The following is a 15,731-nucleotide window of genomic DNA, read 5'->3' on the forward strand; positions in this document are numbered from 1 at the left end:
CTCCTGGCTTTCGCGCTCGTCCCCGCACATTCAACCAGGCGGGCGTCTCCGAGCGTCGACACGTACGATCATATATCAGATGCCATCCGTCGACCGAGAGGACGCGCAGCAATGAAGGCACCCGAGGACCTGCGCAGCCACCGCTGGTTCGGCGGCGACGACCTGCGGAACTTCAGCCACCGCACCCGCGCCCGGCAGCTCGGCTACGAGCCTGAAGAACACCTCGGGAAGCCGGTGATCGGCATCCTCAACACCTGGAGCGACATCAACCCGTGCCACCAGCACCTGCGCGAACGCGCGGAGCAGGTCAAGCGCGGCGTGTGGCAGGCGGGCGGATTCCCGCTGGAGTTCCCGGTGGCGACGCTGTCGGAGACGTACCAGAAGCCGACGCCGATGCTGTACCGGAATCTGCTGGCGATGGAGACCGAGGAACTGCTGCGGTCGTATCCCGTCGACGGCGCGGTGCTGATGGGCGGCTGCGACAAGACCACCCCGGCGCTGCTGATGGGCGCGGCGAGCGCCGGGCTGCCGTCGATTTTCGTGCCCGCGGGCCCGATGCTGCGCGGAAACTGGCGCGGCGAGGTGCTCGGCAGCGGCACCGACATGTGGAAGTACTGGGACGAACGGCGCGCGGGCACGATCGGCGACCGCGAACTGGCCGAACTCGAACGCGGCCTGGCCCGCTCCCCCGGCCACTGCATGACGATGGGGACCGCGTCGACCATGACGTCCGCCGCCGAGGTGCTGGGGCTGACCCTGCCCGGCGCGGCCTCGATCCCGGCGGTCGATTCAGCACACCACCGGATGGCCGCGGCGAGCGGCGCGCGCATCGTGGGCATGGTGTGGGAGGACCTCACGATCGCGAAGATCGTCGACGAGCGCGCGTACGCCGACGCGATCACGACCGTGCTGGCGCTCGGCGGGTCGACCAACGCGGTGATCCACCTGATCGCGATGGCCGGCCGCAGCGGGATTTCCTTGTCGCTGCAGGATTTCGACGCGATCGCCCGCCGTGTGCCGGTGCTGGCGAACATCCGGCCCGGCGGCGACTGGCTGATGGAGGACTTCTACTACGCGGGCGGCCTGCCCGGGCTGCTGTCCCGCCTGACCGACCTCCTGCACCTCGACCGGGTCACCGTCACCGGACGTCCGCTCGCCGACTCGCTCGCAGACGCCCGCGTGCACAACGACGACGTGATCCGCCCGCGCGACAACCCAGTCGCCAGCGAGGGCGGCGTGGCCGTGCTGCGCGGCAACCTCGCTCCCGGCGGCGCGGTGATCAAGCACATCGCCGCCGACCCCGCTCTGCTCACCCACACCGGTCCGGCAGTGGTTTTCGACAACTACCAAGACCTGAAGAAGCGCATCGACGACCTGGCGCTGGGCATCACCGCCGATTCCGTACTGGTGCTGCGCGGGTCCGGTCCGCTCGGCGGGCCAGGCATGCCCGAATACGGCATGCTGCCGATCCCGGCGCACCTGCTGGAACAAGGCGTGCGGGACATGGTGCGGATCTCCGACGCCCGGATGAGCGGCACCAGTTACGGCGCGTGCGTGCTGCACGTGGCACCGGAATCGCACGTCGGCGGGCCGCTCGCGCTGGTCCGCGACGGCGACCTGATCACCCTGGACGTGCCCGCGCGGACGTTGCAGCTGGAGGTGGACGACGCCGAACTGGAGCGTCGTCTCGCCTCATGGGCCGCCCCTGCACCGCGGTTCGAGCGGGGTTACGGTGCGCTGTACGCGGAGCACATCACGCAGGCCGACGAGGGCTGCGACTTCGACTTCCTAGCCCGCGCCGGCGCCAATCCGGAACCGGACGCTGGGTGACCGGTTTGTTCCCCTGGGGGCAGTAGTCCGGCATGTCCGGCTCGGCCCGTACGCTGTGCCCCTGACCGCAGCGAATCGAAGGGGTCGTGAGGTGCAGTACGAACCGCGCTGGCCGGAAACCGACAGCGACCAGACCGAGGTCCTGCCGGTCGTACCACCGGAGGAACCTCCGTCCCCGCCGCGAAGGCGCGGCCTGCGCAAAGCCGGCTGGATCAGCGGCGGCGTGCTCGGCGTCCTGGTCGTCGCGTACCTCATCGACCTGCTGACCAGCCAGGGCCGGGTGCCGCGCGGCGTCGTCGTGGCCGGCGTGGACGTCGGCGGGCTGGAGCGGCCGGTCGCCGAACGCGAGCTGCGCGGGAAGATCGAGCCGCGGCTCACCCAGCCGCTCACGGTCACCGCGGGCAACGCGCACACCAAGCTGTCGCCGACCGAGGCCGGGCTGGGGCTCGACTGGAGCGGCACCCTCGACCAGGCGGGCGACCAGCCGATCAACCCCTTCACCCGGCTGGCGTCGTTCTTCAGCACGCGGGAACTGGGCGTCGCGTCGCACGTCGAGGCAGCGAAACTCGACCCGGCGCTCGAGGACCTGCGCGGCCGCGTCGACCGGGCGCCCGCCGAGGGCGCGATCCGGTTCGACGGCACCACGCCGGTCGCGGTCCCGCCGCAGGTCGGGCAGAAGCTGGACGTCGCGGCGGCGCGGGCGAAGGTGCTGAGCGGCTGGGCTTCGGGCAGCGAACTGACCCTTCCGGTCACGCCGACGCCGGTGCGCACCACCGCCGAGGGCGTTCAGCGCGCGCTCACCGAATTCGCCAAGCCCGCGGTGTCCGCGCCAATCATCGTCAAGGGCGAAGGCGCGGACGCGACGCTGACGCCGGAGCAGATCGCCGGCGCGCTCACGTTCGTGCCCGGCGACGGCGGCGGCCTCGCCCCGCAGATCGACCCGAAGAAGGTCACCGACGCGCTCGCGCCGCAGCTGAAGTCCACCGAGCAGGAGGGCAAGGACGCGGCCATCGCGTTCTCCGGCGGGAAACCGGTCGTCGAGCCGTCCGCGGACGGCAACACGGTCGACTGGGAGCAGAGCCTCAAGCCGCTGCCGAACACGCTGAAGCAGACCGACAGCCGCGAGCTCAAGGCGATCTACAAGAAGACGCCCGCGAAGGTGACCACCGAGCAGGCGGACAAGCTGGGCGTCAAGGAAGTCATCGGCGAGTTCACCACCGGCGGGTTCGCCGCCGACTCCGGCACGAACATCCGGGTGGTCGCCGAGAAGGTGAACGGCGCGATCGTCAAGCCGGGAGAAACGTTCAGCCTCAACGGATTCACCGGTCCGCGCGGGCGTCCGCAGGGCTACGTCGAAGCAGGCGTGATCGAGAACGGCGCGCCCGCCCGCGAGGTCGGCGGCGGCATTTCGCAGTTCGCCACCACGCTGTACAACGCGGCGTACTTCTCCGGGATGAAGGACGCCGGGCACAAGGAACACAGCTACTACATCAGCCGCTACCCGGCCGCGCGCGAGGCGACGGTGTTCCAGAACCCCAACGGCGCCAGCGTGATCGACCTGAAGTTCACCAACGACTCGGACACCGGCGTCGCGATCCAGACCGTCTGGACGCCGTCGTCGATCACCGTGAAGCTGTGGGGCACCAAGCGGTACACGGTCGAATCGGTCCCCGGCGAGCGCACGAATCCGACGCCGCCGCCGACGAAACCGGGTCCGGCGGAGAACTGCCACGCGTCCAACGGCGCGCCCGGTTTCACCGCGAGCGACACGCGGATCCTGCGCGACGCCTCGTCGGGCCGGGAAGTTTCGCGGCACACGCGGTCGGTCCGCTACAACCCGCAGCCGAAGATCACCTGCGGGGAGTAGCGAGTCGCTGCATCGTGGCGGCTACCGCGAGGTCGACGGCGAAAGCGAACTCCGCTTCGTGATCGCACCGCGCCAGATGCGGCGCGGATTCGACCACGGCGGGAAGCTCGGTCTGCTCCAATTCGGCGCGGCGGTGGGCGATCCCGGCTTCGTCGGTGACGCCGAACGCCGGTCCCGCGCCCGCCTCGCGCAGGAGCGAGCCGACGACGACGGCCAGAAGCGAGCGCAGCAGGTGCACCGCCTCTTCCGGCGACGCGCCTGCCTTGCGCAGCACCGAAAGCACCGCCTCGACCGGAGCGAGCGCGGCGATCGACGGCAACTGTCTGGTTAGGACAAGCGCCGCGGCCTGCGGGTGTGCTCGGGTTGCTTTCCGGAACGACTGGGCGATGGCACGGAGATCCGCTTCGGGCTGCCCGGTGAGCTCCGGGAGATCGATCCCGCCCAGTACGTGTCCGGCGACGGCGTCGAGCAAGGCCTCTTTGCCGTCGATGTGGTGGTAGAGGCTCTTCGCGTCCACGCCGAGACGCTGCGCAACGGTCCGCATGCTGACCGCTGCCGCCCCGTCGGCGTCGACCACTTCCAGCGCGGCCGTCAGGATCGCCTCCCGCGACAGCCTGGCGTCTCCCTTGCGCGGGCGTCCCCGGCGCGTCGTGGTGTTCACGGCTCCATCATGGCGCACTTGCGTTAAACCCACAGTGTGGATTAAATTGCGGCGTCGCTCCCCTGGTTTGGAGGAACCCGTGGACCCGTTGGCCATCCCCGCGCCCGAAGTGCTGCGTGCCCGGCAAAAGCTCGTCCTCGACCACTTCCACGACGAGGTGCGCCAGGACTGGGACGACGTGCTGGCGACGTTCCCGCATCCGCACTACGAGATCGTGCCGACGATGACCGTGCACGACGGCGATTCCGCCGTGCGCGGCTACTACGACGAAACGCGCCGCGCTTTTCCCGATCAAGACCACGAAATCATCGCTCTGCGCCACAGCGCGGATGCGGTAATCGTCGAATTCTGGCTTCTCGGCACGCATCGCGGGCCGCTCGGGAAGATCCCGCCCACAGGGCAGCGGTTCCGGGTCCGGATGACCGCGTACTTCCTCTTCGACGCGGACGAACAGCTGGTGTGCGAACGCATTTACTTCGACACGCTCACCATGCTCCGGCAGCTGCTGCGCGCGTACGACGTCCGGAAGCCCACCTCGTGGCCCAAGCTCGTGCGCGCGGTGCGCGGGCTGCTCGCGATGTCCGGGACCCCGGATCCGCGGCTTTCCGACACCACTCCGCCCGCTTTTTGTCGGTGACCCCGCGTACAGTCGTGCGCACACCACGGGAAGGGGGAACCGGTGTCCGACGACGCGGCCATGGGGCTTTACGGACTCACCAAACGGTTCGGGACCACGCTGGCAGTAGACGATGTGCGGCTTGAAGTGCCGCGGGGGTCGTTCTTCGGCCTCGTAGGCCCCAACGGAGCCGGGAAAACGACGTCGCTGTCGATGGCGGTCGGCCTGCTTCGGCCAGACGCCGGAGAAGCGCGCGTGTTCGGCGTGGACGTATGGCGGGAGCCGGAACGGGCGAAAAGCCTGATCGGCGTTCTTCCGGACGGATTGTCCATTCCGGAACGGCTCACCGGACGGGAACTGCTCACGTACATGGGCCTGCTGCGCGGGCTAGCGCCGGACACGGTCGCCGAACGCGCCCAGGAACTGCTCGGCGTGCTGGAACTGACGGACGCCGAGCGCACCCTCGTCATCGACTATTCCGCGGGAATGCGCAAGAAGATCGGCCTCGCGACGGCACTGCTGCACGGCCCGCGGCTGCTGGTGCTGGACGAGCCGTTCGAGGCGGTCGACCCGGTTTCCGCGTCGACGATCCGCACGATCCTGCAACGATTCGTCGCCTCCGGCGGCGCGGTAGTGCTGTCGAGCCACGTGATGGCGTTGGTGGAACAGCTGTGCAGCCACGTCGCGGTGATCACGCGCGGACGCGTCGTCGCCGCGGGCGCGGTGGCTGACGTGCGGGGCGAAGGCACGCTGGAAGACGCGTTCGTGCACATCGTCGGCGGCCGAACGGGCGGAACGGAGGGGCTGGCGTGGTTGGCGTCCTCGACCGACTGAAGCCGCGGGTCCTGCGCGATTCACTGCGCGGACGGCAGATCCCCGACGCGCGGACCAGCGGAACGGAGGGGCGAGCATGATCGGCATCCTCGACCGACTGAAGCCGCGGGTCCTGCGCAACTCCCTCCGCGGACGACAGATCGCCGACGCGCAGACCAGCGGAACGGAGGGGCCCGCATGATCGGCATCCTCGACCGACTGAAACTGCGGCACCGGCGCAACTCCCTCCGCGGACGACTCGCCGGAACCATCGTCGGCGCGCGGACCATCGGAACGGGGGCGCCAGCATGATCGGCATCCTCATCCGACTAAAGCTCCGAGTCCTGCGCAACTCCCTCCGCGGCCGACAGATCGCCGGAATGATCGTCGGCGGCCTCTTCGGTCTGCTGGCGGCCCTGTTCACGATCGGCATCGCGGTGTTCCCGGCTCCGGAAGCGCGGATCACCGTCGACCTGCTCACCTCGATTTACGCGGTCTGGATGGCAGGCTGGGTGCTCGCGCCGATCGCGACCGGCGGCGGCGACGACACCCTGCGGCCAGAACACTTCGCACTGCTGCCGATCGGCCGCCGCAAGCTGGCGGTCGGCCTGCTCGCGGCGAGCTTCGTGGGCGTCACCGCGGTGGTGAGCCTGCTGGCGTTCCTCGGCTTGGTGTTCTACGGCCTGCGGTTCGGCGCCGGCGCCGCGCTCGTCGGGCTCGTGTTCACGGTGCTGCAGCTGGCGTTCGTGGTGCTGCTTTACCGCGTGGTGATGGCCGCGCTGGGCACGCTGCTGACGTCACGCAAGGGCAAGGAACTCGGCATCATCCTGGTGGCGCTCACCGGGTTGTCCGGCGTCGCGGTCAACTACGTGATGCGAAGCGTCGGCCCGGCGATCGTCACCGGTCAGATGCCCGGCTTCGTCAGCGTCATGCACGCCCTCCCGTCCGGTTGGGGCACGCTCGCAGTACACGCGGCCGGAGTCGGGAATTGGGGCACAGTCGGCGGTCTCTTCGCCGCACTGCTCGGCGTCGTAGCGGTTCTGGTCGTGCTCTGGGGCGCGTTGCTAGCCCGCCAGGTCACCACGCCGTCGTTCCGCGGAGCCTCCCGCACCCGTGCGAAGAGCACCCGCACGCGACGCAGCCTGCTGCCCGCGACTCCGGTCGGCGCCGTGGCCCGCAAGGAACTGCACACCTGGTGGCGAGACGCCCGCCGCCGCGTCGCCCTCCTGCCGACGCTGCTGATCGGCTTCGTCATCACCGTCGTCCCAGCCCTGTCCGGCGGGGGCGGCCAATCCGTGATGCTGCCGTATTTCGGTGTCGCAGTAGTCTTTTTCGCCTCGATGCAGTCCGGCAACCTGTACGGAATGGACGGCAGCGCCCTGTGGCACACGCTGGTCGTCCCCGGCGCCGAACGCGCCGACATCCGCGGCCGCCAACTGGCGTGGGTCCTGATCGTCGCCCCCGTGGCTTTGGTGCTGGCCCTGGTCCTGCCCGGCGTCACCGGCGTACCGGGCGCGTACCCGTGGGTCCTAGGCCTGGTCCCCGCGACGTTGGGTGCCGGAGCCGGAGTCCTGATGCTGCAATCGGTCTTCCTGGCCTTCCCCTTGCCAGATCAACGCCGAAGCGGCAGCCCATGGTCCTCGGGCGGACGCCCAGGGTGCGCCCGAGCCGCCCTGATGCTGGCGACCACACTGCTCATCGTGCTCGGCGCGCTACCGGTGGTGGCACTGGGCGTGGCCGGAAAACTGGCCGACCTGCCGGTACTGCAGTGGCTCGGCATCCCGGCCGGAATCGCGACCGGCATCGCGCTGGCATGGTGGTGGGGTTCGCTCGCCCAGCAACGACTGGTGACGCGGGGTCCGGAGCTACTGGCGACTGTCTCCAAGGAACGGTGAGAAATTCTTCTTGCCGAGGTGTCTCATGGCGTCGCGCGCGTTGCTAACCAAGGCAAGAGACCCCGCTAGGGGAGTTCGCCGTGAAGCAGTACCTGCTGGCCGTCCTGGGAGGCGAAACCACGCTGGAGACCGGCGAGGAGCTGGCCGCCCAGACGGCTTGCACCGACCCAGGCACCGACGACATGAAAACCGCCGGTGCCTGGGTGTTCGTCGGCGGTTTGCGCCCCTGGCACGCCGCCACCGTCGTCCGCCCCGCGAACGGCGCGGTCACGATGACCGACGGCCCCTTCGCCGAAACGCGGGAGCAACTGGGCCGTCGCACCGCAGCCTCGTCAGCTCACCAACCGCTCCCACGCAGCCACACCTTCACCTGCCACTACCCTCACCAAGCGCGCCCTCCGAGCACACCTGCGCCAGCCCACCAACTTTCACCAACCGCGCCCTCCCAGCACACCTTCGCCTGCCCGCCGCTCCCCTCCACTTCCTTCCTGCGCCCCGCCAGCCGCACCTCTCACGGCAGCGCCGCCAACGATTCCTCCAGTGCCGCGTCCGGAAGTTCGTTGTCCACCATGTCGCCCGCCAGGTACGCGCCGTACGCGGGCAGGTCGAGGTGCGCGTGTCCGCACAGCGCGGTCAGGATCACTTTCTCTTCGCCAGTCTCCTTGCAGCGCAACGCTTCCTGGATGCACGCGGCCAGAGCATGCGTCGGCTCGGGCGCGGGAATGATGCCTTCGGTGCGGGCGAACTGCACCCCGGCGGCGAAGCATTCCTGCTGCCCGATCGCGAGCGCCTCGATGAGGCCCAGTTCGTAGATGTGCGAGATCAGCGGTGACATCCCGTGATAGCGCAGGCCGCCGGCGTGGATCGGGTCCGGGATGAAGCCGTGGCCGAGCGTGTGCATTTTCAGCAGGGGTGTGAGACCGGCGGTGTCGCCGAAGTCGTAGGCGTAGCGGCCTCGGGTGAGGGTCGGGCAGGCCGCCGGTTCGACCGCGCGGATCACCGGGTTCATCCGGCCGGCCAGTTTTTCTCGCAGGAACGGGAAAGCGAGCCCGCCGAAGTTGGAGCCGCCGCCGGTGCAGCCGACGAGCACGTCCGGGGTGTCGCCGGCCAGTTCAAACTGCTTGAGCGCTTCCTCGCCGATCACCGTCTGGTGCAGCAGCACGTGATTGAGCACGCTGCCCAGCGCGTACCGCGCGCCCGGATCCGCGGCGGCCTGCTCGACGGCTTCGCTGATCGCGATCCCGAGGCTGCCCGTCGACTGCGGGTTCTCCGCCAGGATCGCCCGGCCCGCAGCGGTGCGGTCCGATGGACTCGGGTACACCTGCGCCCCGAAGGTCTCCATCATCAGCTTGCGATACGGCTTCTGGTCGTACGACGCCCGCACCTGCCAGACCTCGCAGGACAACCCGAACGTCGCGCACGCGAATGCCAGCGCGCTCCCCCACTGCCCGGCGCCGGTCTCGGTGGTGAGCCGCGTGACGCCCTCCGCCGCGTTGTAGAACGCCTGCGGCACAGCGGTGTTCGGCTTGTGCGAGCCGACCGGGCTGACGCCTTCGTACTTGTAGTAGATCCGGGCCGGGGTGCCGAGCGCCTTCTCCAGCCGGCGGGCGCGGTAGAGCGGGGACGGACGCCAGAGCCGGTAGACGTCCCGGACTTCCTCGGGAATGTCGATGTAGCGCTCGGTGGTGACTTCCTGCTCGATGAGCGCCTGCGGGAACAGCGGGGCCAGGTCCGCTGGCCCGACTGGCTCGCGGGTTCCCGGGTGCAGCGGCGGGGGCGGCGGCTCGGGCAGGTCCGGCACCACGTTGTACCACTGCGCCGGGAGATCGGCCTCGTCCAGGATGTATTTCGTCCGTTCTGCCATGACGCCTCCTCGGTCGGCGGACCCCAACGTAAGCCGGGCGGCGGGAGAAGCCAAGCGCCGGAGCGCGCGAGGGGACCCCTCGCGCCGTTAAAGCCGCAGGTCCACCCATGTGGGCGACCTGTCCACAATGGAGGGTGTGGCTGATTCCCCGGAAGCCGTTTCCGGCGGGCGCCGGTTTTTGTCGGTGGGCGCCGGTAGGTTCGATGGCATGGCAACATTGGTGACGTTCCACGCCCACCCGGACGACGAGGCGATCATGACCGGCGGCGTGATGCGCAAAGCGGCCGACGAGGGGCACCGGGTGGTGCTCGTGGTGGCCACGCGCGGAGAAAAAGGCGAGATCCCCGAGGGTCTGCTCGACGACGGCGAGCAGCTCGCGGACCGCCGGGTGCAGGAGACGCAGGCAGCGGCCGAAGTGCTGGGCGTCTCGCGAGTGGAGTTCTTGGGATACCAGGACTCCGGGATGATGGGCGACCCTTCCAACGACGGCCCGGAAACGTTCTGGAGCGCGCCGGTCGAGGAAGCGGCGAAGCGGCTGGCGACGATCCTGCTCGAGGAGTCGGCCGACGTGCTCACGGTGTACGACGACTTCGGCGTCTACGGCCACCCGGACCACATCCAGGTCCACCGGGTCGGCATGCGCGCGGCCGAACTCGCGGGAACGCCGCGGGTTTACCAGGGCTCGACGAACCGCGACCAGATCCGCCGAGCCGCCGAAGCCGCCCGCGCGGCTGGTGAGGAGGGCGGCCCGGACGCGGACATGATCATCGGGAAACCGGAAGCCGAGCTGACGGCCGAAGTGGACGTCACGGCATACCTGAAGGTGAAGCGGGCGGCAATGCGCGCGCATCGGAGCCAGATCAGCGAGGAGTCGTTCTTCCTGGCGCTCCCGGACGACAAGTTCGGCGAGGCCTTCGGGACGGAATGGTTCATCCGGGAAGGACAGGGGCCGGGGGTGACCGAGACGGACCTGATGAAGGGCCTCTGACCGGGCCGGACGAGCCGTGAGGGATTCCGGGGTTCGGGATCGGTGCGGGCACACCCCGGGAGCGCGGGTTGCCGCTGCGCGCGGCGGCCCCGCGACAGGCGCGAGCCGAACCTGCGGGCTGATCGCTCGCGCGAGCCTAAGGCCGGGACGGACGAGCCATCGGCTGCGAGTCCCGCTCGGGACTGCGCGCCTGGGACAGGCGCGGGCTGAACCTGCGGGCGCGGGCTACCGGCGCGAGCCGAAGGCCGGATCGGACGCACCACCGGGCGCAAAGCCGCGCTGCGGACCGCAGACCCGAGACAGCCGAGGGCCGAGCCCGCGGACGCGGGTCACCGGCCCGAGCCGAAGATCGGATCGGACGAACCACCGGGGCGCAAAATCGCCGCTGCGGACCGCAGACCCGAGACAGCCGAGGGCCGAGCTCGCCGACGCGGGTTACCGGCGCGAGCCGAAGATCGGTTCGGGCAAACCGCCGGGCGCGGGTTGCCGCTGCGCGCGGCGGCCCTGCTACAGGGGCGAGCCGAACCCGCGGGCTGATCACTCGCACGAGCCCAAGGCCGGGACGGACGAGCCATCGGCTGCGAGTCCCGCTCGGGACTGCGCGCCTGGGACAGGCGCGGGCTGAACCTGCGGGCGCGGATTACCGGCGCGAGCCCATGGCCGCGACGGGCGAACCGTCCGATGCGAGTTTCCGCTGCGGTCCGCGAGCCCGAGACAGACCGGGCCGAGCCCACGGGGTGCTGGCGCCAGCCCTAGACCGGCACTGGCGAGCCCTCGAACCGAGCCATCTTCATTGGCCTCAGGGCTGGGGAAGGCTCGGGTGAGACCCGAGCAGTGGGGGTTTCCGGCTCGGACCGAAAGCGCGGGATGGGTCGGCGTGGTCGTTGCGGGCAAGCGGCGAGCCACTCAGGCTGGCGGACGGCGGTCGCCCAGTCTGGGCGGCGGTCCATGGGTGAGGTCGAACTGCGCCTTCCGGAGCACGGCCGAGCTAACGCAAGCTCCGCGAGGGCTGAGTCAGCTCGGCCTCGTACCCCTGCGAGCTGGCGAGCATCGAAGCGCCCCGCAAACATCACCCAGGCTCCGCCACCCGGGCCGAGGCCAGGCGGACCGCGTCCAGGATTTTTTCATATCCGGTGCAGCGGCAGAGGTTCCCGGCCAATGCCTCGCGGATCTCTGGATCCGAAGGGGCATCCACGCGGTGCACCAACTCGTGCGCGGCGACGATCAACCCCGGGGTGCAAAAGCCGCACTGCACGGCGCCGGTGTCGAGGAAGGCTTGTTGTACTGCGTCCAGCTGGTCGCCGTCCGCTAGGCCTTCTACGGTACGGACGTTCCTGCCCTCGGCTTGGCCCGCGGCGACCAGGCACGAGCACACTGGGGTGCCGTCCAAATAAACTGTGCATGAACCGCATTCGCCTTGTTCGCAGGCGTTTTTCGAGCCTGGCAAACCCAGTTGATCACGCAGCACGGAGAGCAGGCTCTGCCCCTCCCACACCTCGTCGACGGTGCGCGGTTCGTCATTGACAGTGAGGTTCAGGCGCATTTCGGCTGCCCGCCTTTCCGATAGTCTTCCCAGGCCCAGCTCAACGTCCGGCGGGCCAGTACGGCGATCGCGTGGATGCGGTAGTCGGCGCTGCCCCGGACGTCGTCGATCGGGGACGCGGCGCTCGCGGCCAGTTCGCCGAAGCGGCGGACGACCGCGTCCGGCAGCCGGGAGCGGGAGGTCCACGCATCGGACAGGGCGTCGCGGAGGAAGTCTTCGGCGGCGGTCGCTCGGCGCGGGGTCGGGGCGGCCGAACCGACCGCGGCGCCGATCCAGCCGGTTTCCGGGGCCAGGTCCAGGGCGAACGAGCACACTGCGATGACCATCGCGTTGCGGGTGCCGACTTTTGCGAACTGTTGCGGGCCGGTCGCGGCGGGGAGGTGGATGGCGGCGATCAGCTCGTCGGGGGCCAGTGCGTTGCGTTTGACACCTTGGTAGAACTCCGTCGCCGGGATCATCCGGGTGCCGCGGACGGACGCGACTTCGATGGTCGCGTCGCAGGCCAGGAGCATGGGGTGGGCGTCTCCAGCCGGAGAGGCCGCACCTAAGTTTCCGCCGACGGTGCCTCGGTTGCGGATTTGCGGGGAGCCGACGGTGCGGCTCGCCATCGCCAGGCCGGGCAGGCGGGTGCCTAATTCAGTGATGATTCGCGTGTACGAGACGCCTGCGCCCAGGCGGATCCGGCCGTCTCGCTCGGTCCATTCGGTCAGGTCGCCGATCCGGGTGAGGTCCAGCAGCGCGGGCGGGCGGCGGTGGTCGAAGTTGAGTTCGACCAGGACGTCGGTGCCGCCGGCCAGCGGCACGGCGTCCGGGCGGGCGGACTTGGCGGCCAGGGCTTCGGCCCAGGTCGCGGGGGTCAGGAAATCCACGGGGCACCTCCGGGAGGCGGGCTGCCGGTCAGGGACGGGCAGGAAGGGCAAAAGGGGCACGGGCGAGAAGCGGGAGGAAGGCCGGGGGCATGCGGCACGAAGGAAAAATGGGCCGCTGCGAACAGGTCGCGCCGGACCGCTGCACACGGGCTACTGCGCTCACGAAACGGACCGCTGCGGACAGTCATGGCGGAACGCTGCGCACGGGCCACCGCACTCACGAAACTGACCACTGCGGACAGGTCATGGCGGACGGCTGCGCACGGGACACCACGTTCACGAAACGGACCGTTCATGAGACGGACCGGATGCGAACAGGTCACGCCGGACCACTGCACACGGGCCACCGCGCTCACGAAACGGACCGCTGTGAATAGGCCACGCCGGACCACTGCACACGAGCGCACACGGGCCACCATCACGAAGCGGCGCGGCGACCGGCCAGGGCGATGTCGTCCGGGCGGATGGGAGCGTTCGGCAGGGCAAGGCCGGTCGCGGAGCGGAGGGCGTTCAGGATCGCGGGGGTCGACGACAGGGTCGGCGGCTCCCCTACGCCGTTCAGGCCGTACGGCGAGTCGGGATGCGGGAATTCGAACAGGCTGATCGGCATTGGCGGGACGTCCAGCACGGTCGGGATCAGGTAGTCCGTGAAGGACGGGTTGCGCACCCGGCCCTCGCGGTCGACCAGGATTTCCTCCATTAAAGCCAGACCCAGGCCCTGTACGCTGCCGCCTTCGATCTGGCCTTCTACGGCTAGCGGGTTCATCGCCTTGCCGACGTCCTGCGCGGTCGCGAGCTCGACCACCTTCACCAAACCCAGGTCGACATCCACGTCCACCACGGCTCGGTGCGCGGCGAAGGCGAACGCGATGTGTGCGTTGCCCTGGCCGGTTTCCGGGTCGATGCCTTGGGTCGGGCGGTGGTGGTACTCGAAGGTGTGCGAGACAGTGTCCGAACCGACGACGCTGGCGATCGGGCACACCGGATGCCCGCCGCTGTCCAGGACGTGGTCGTTGCCCAGCGACAGGGCCGAAGCGGGCAGGCTGTAGGCGTCGGCGGCGCGGCGCAGGAGTTCCCGGGCGAGGTGGCGGCAGGCGCCTTGCACGGCGCCGGTCGACATCCACGTCATGCGGGAGGCGGACGCGGAACCGGCGTCGCCGATTTGGGTGTCGGCGGGGAGGACGACTACCCGCGAGACACCCAGTTCCGTGCTCGCTACCTGTGACTGCACCGTGGTGACGCCTTGTCCGCATTCCGCGGCGGCGGTGTGCACCGAGACGACCGGGGCGCCGTTCACTACCGCCAAGGCGACTCGGGCCGTCGAGATGTCGTCGACGCCTCCTGAGTAGCCGATCGCTTTCACCCCGACCGCGTAGCCGACTCCGCGACGCACCCCCTCGCCGTGCGTCGTGTTGGCGGCTCCGCCGGGCAGGGAAAGCAAATCATCAGCGCCAGCCGGCGGCAGCGGACGGTCGCGGAGGGCTTGCAGCAGTTCCGAGACTGGGGCTGGGCCGTCGACGGCTTGGCCGGTGGGCAGGACGGTGCCCGTGGTCATGGCGTTGCGGAGCCGCAATTCCGTCGGGTCCATGCCTAGTTCGTGCGCTAGTTTGTCCATATTGGACTCGCAGCCGTAGGCCGATTGGACGGCGCCGAAACCGCGCATTGCGCCGCAGGGCGGGTTGTTGGTGAACACTGCGAGTCCGTCGATTTCGGCATTCGGGACGTCGTAGGCGCCGGTCACGAAATAGCAAGCGTTGGCGATGACTACGGGTGAAGTTGAGGTATAGGCACCGCCGTCCAAGACCAGGCGGGCTTTGACGTAGACCAGGCGGCCGTCCTTGGTGGCTCCGTGTTCGTAGCGCATCTTGGCCGGGTGGCGGTGCACGTGCCCGAAGAAGGATTCGTAGCGGTTGTACGACATCTTGACCGGACGGCCGAGTCGCAGGGCGAGCATGCAGGCGTGCACGTGGACGGAGAGGTCTTCCCGTCCGCCGAAAGCACCGCCGACGCCGGCCAGGGTCAGCCGCACTTTTTCCGGCGGCAAGCCCAGACACGGGGCCAGTTGTTCCAGGTCTTTGTGCAGCCATTGCGAGGAAACGTAAAGCTCGACGCCGCCGTCCTCGGAAGGAATCGCCAAGCCGGATTCCGGGCCGAGGAAAGCCTGGTCCTGCATACCGACTTCGTACTCGCCGGTGACCACGACGTCCGCTTCGGCGCGCGCCGCGGCCAGATCGCCGTGGCGGATTTTCACATGCCGCACCAGGTTGCCGTCCGGATGGATGGGACGGACGCCCTCGTCCAGGACCGTCATCGGATCGGTGACCGGGTCGAGCGGTTCGTAGTCGACGATGATCAGTTTCGCCGCCTGCCGGGCGGTTTCCGGGTCGTCGGCGGCGACCAGCGCCACCGGTTCGCCGTGGTAGCGGACCTCGTCGACGGCGAGGACCGGCTGGTCGGCGGATTTCATTCCGTACGTTTTCGCGCCGGGCACGTCCTCGTGGGTGAGCACGGCGTGCACGCCCGGCTGGGCGAGTGCCTTGCTCGTGTCGATGGACCGGATCCGCGCTGCCGCGTATGGGCTGCGCAGCGTGGTCGCCCAGACCGTGCCCTCGATCCACAAATCCGACGAATAGGCGAACCTGCCGGTTACCTTGGCGGTGCCGTCCGGACGGAGGGCGCTTTCGCCCACCCCGGCGGCTCTCCCGGTTTCCGCGGCGCGTACCAGCGAGTCCACAATGACCACCAGCTTTCCTGCGTTGCCGACTGCACGGATTCAACACGTGTA

The 15,731-nt window shown here is 69.5% G+C and carries 11 protein-coding genes; 6 read left to right on the plus strand and 5 right to left on the minus strand.

Annotated features, from left to right (window positions below; translation table 11 throughout):
- Positions 1-111: 111 nt before the first annotated feature.
- Both araD and DMP23_RS06745 read left to right on the plus strand, forming a co-directional pair.
- Positions 112-1,830, plus strand: a complete 1,719-nt coding sequence (araD, locus tag DMP23_RS06740; protein ID WP_337820477.1) for an L-arabinonate dehydratase — start codon at positions 112-114, stop codon at positions 1,828-1,830.
- A gap of 91 nt (positions 1,831-1,921) precedes the next feature.
- A complete protein-coding gene (locus DMP23_RS06745) occupies positions 1,922-3,697 on the plus strand; it encodes a VanW family protein (RefSeq protein ID WP_337820478.1) in 1,776 nt (591 codons plus the stop codon).
- On the opposite strand, the gene DMP23_RS06750 is transcribed toward DMP23_RS06745, so the two are convergent.
- Positions 3,681-4,358, minus strand: a complete 678-nt coding sequence (locus DMP23_RS06750; RefSeq protein WP_134730505.1) for a TetR/AcrR family transcriptional regulator C-terminal domain-containing protein — start codon at positions 4,356-4,358, stop codon at positions 3,681-3,683. The two genes, DMP23_RS06745 and DMP23_RS06750, sit on opposite strands and share 17 nt — an antisense overlap.
- Before the next feature lie 79 nt (positions 4,359-4,437).
- Here DMP23_RS06750 and DMP23_RS06755 point away from each other — a divergent pair, with 79 nt between their 5' ends.
- The 3 genes from DMP23_RS06755 (at position 4,438) to DMP23_RS06765 (ending at position 7,682) form a co-directional block, all read left to right on the plus strand.
- Entirely contained in the window at positions 4,438-4,995 is a 558-nt protein-coding gene (locus DMP23_RS06755) for an ester cyclase (RefSeq protein WP_037817504.1), read from the plus strand.
- A gap of 42 nt (positions 4,996-5,037) precedes the next feature.
- On the plus strand, positions 5,038-5,808 hold the full coding sequence (locus DMP23_RS06760) for an ABC transporter ATP-binding protein (protein WP_134662523.1): 771 nt from the start codon (positions 5,038-5,040) through the stop codon (positions 5,806-5,808).
- 287 nt (positions 5,809-6,095) lie between these two features.
- Positions 6,096-7,682 carry a hypothetical protein gene (locus DMP23_RS06765; protein ID WP_337820479.1) on the plus strand — a complete coding sequence of 529 codons (1,587 nt, stop codon included), beginning with the start codon at positions 6,096-6,098 and terminating at the stop codon, positions 7,680-7,682.
- Between the two features lie 511 nt (positions 7,683-8,193).
- On the opposite strand, the gene DMP23_RS06770 is transcribed toward DMP23_RS06765, so the two are convergent.
- On the minus strand, positions 8,194-9,546 hold the full coding sequence (locus DMP23_RS06770) for a TrpB-like pyridoxal phosphate-dependent enzyme (protein WP_337820480.1): 1,353 nt from the start codon (positions 9,544-9,546) through the stop codon (positions 8,194-8,196).
- Positions 9,547-9,754: 208 nt separating this feature from the next.
- Between DMP23_RS06770 and DMP23_RS06775 the strand changes: the two genes are divergently transcribed.
- Positions 9,755-10,534 (plus strand): PIG-L family deacetylase, encoded by a 780-nt coding sequence (locus DMP23_RS06775; protein ID WP_337820481.1) that lies wholly within the window; start codon positions 9,755-9,757, stop codon positions 10,532-10,534.
- Positions 10,535-11,603: 1,069 nt separating this feature from the next.
- Here DMP23_RS06775 and DMP23_RS06780 read toward each other — a convergent pair.
- From DMP23_RS06780 to pucD, 3 genes are all read right to left on the minus strand, one after another.
- Complete coding sequence (locus DMP23_RS06780) at positions 11,604-12,077, minus strand: (2Fe-2S)-binding protein (protein WP_037817511.1); 474 nt, start codon at positions 12,075-12,077, stop codon at positions 11,604-11,606.
- On the minus strand, positions 12,068-12,946 hold the full coding sequence (locus tag DMP23_RS06785) for an FAD binding domain-containing protein (protein ID WP_037817512.1): 879 nt from the start codon (positions 12,944-12,946) through the stop codon (positions 12,068-12,070). The genes DMP23_RS06780 and DMP23_RS06785 overlap by 10 nt, the downstream gene beginning before the upstream one ends.
- 418 nt (positions 12,947-13,364) lie before the next feature.
- A complete protein-coding gene (pucD, locus tag DMP23_RS06790; protein ID WP_443111333.1) occupies positions 13,365-15,680 on the minus strand; it encodes a xanthine dehydrogenase subunit D in 2,316 nt (771 codons plus the stop codon).
- Positions 15,681-15,731: the final 51 nt, after the last annotated feature.

The organism is Amycolatopsis sp. A1MSW2902, from assembly GCF_017312175.1.
In the GTDB taxonomy this organism is placed as follows: domain Bacteria; phylum Actinomycetota; class Actinomycetes; order Mycobacteriales; family Pseudonocardiaceae; genus Amycolatopsis; species Amycolatopsis nivea.

Excerpts from the sequence above, each read along its gene's own strand:
- araD (WP_337820477.1), top strand. The coding sequence starts at position 112 with ATGAAGGCACCCGAGGACCTGCGCAGCCACCGCTGGTTCGGCGGCGAC.
- DMP23_RS06765 (WP_337820479.1), top strand. The coding sequence starts at position 6,096 with ATGATCGGCATCCTCATCCGACTAAAGCTCCGAGTCCTGCGCAACTCC.
- DMP23_RS06770 (WP_337820480.1), bottom strand. The coding sequence starts at position 9,546 with ATGGCAGAACGGACGAAATACATCCTGGACGAGGCCGATCTCCCGGCG.
- DMP23_RS06775 (WP_337820481.1), top strand. The coding sequence starts at position 9,755 with ATGGCAACATTGGTGACGTTCCACGCCCACCCGGACGACGAGGCGATC.
- DMP23_RS06780 (WP_037817511.1), bottom strand. The coding sequence starts at position 12,077 with ATGCGCCTGAACCTCACTGTCAATGACGAACCGCGCACCGTCGACGAG.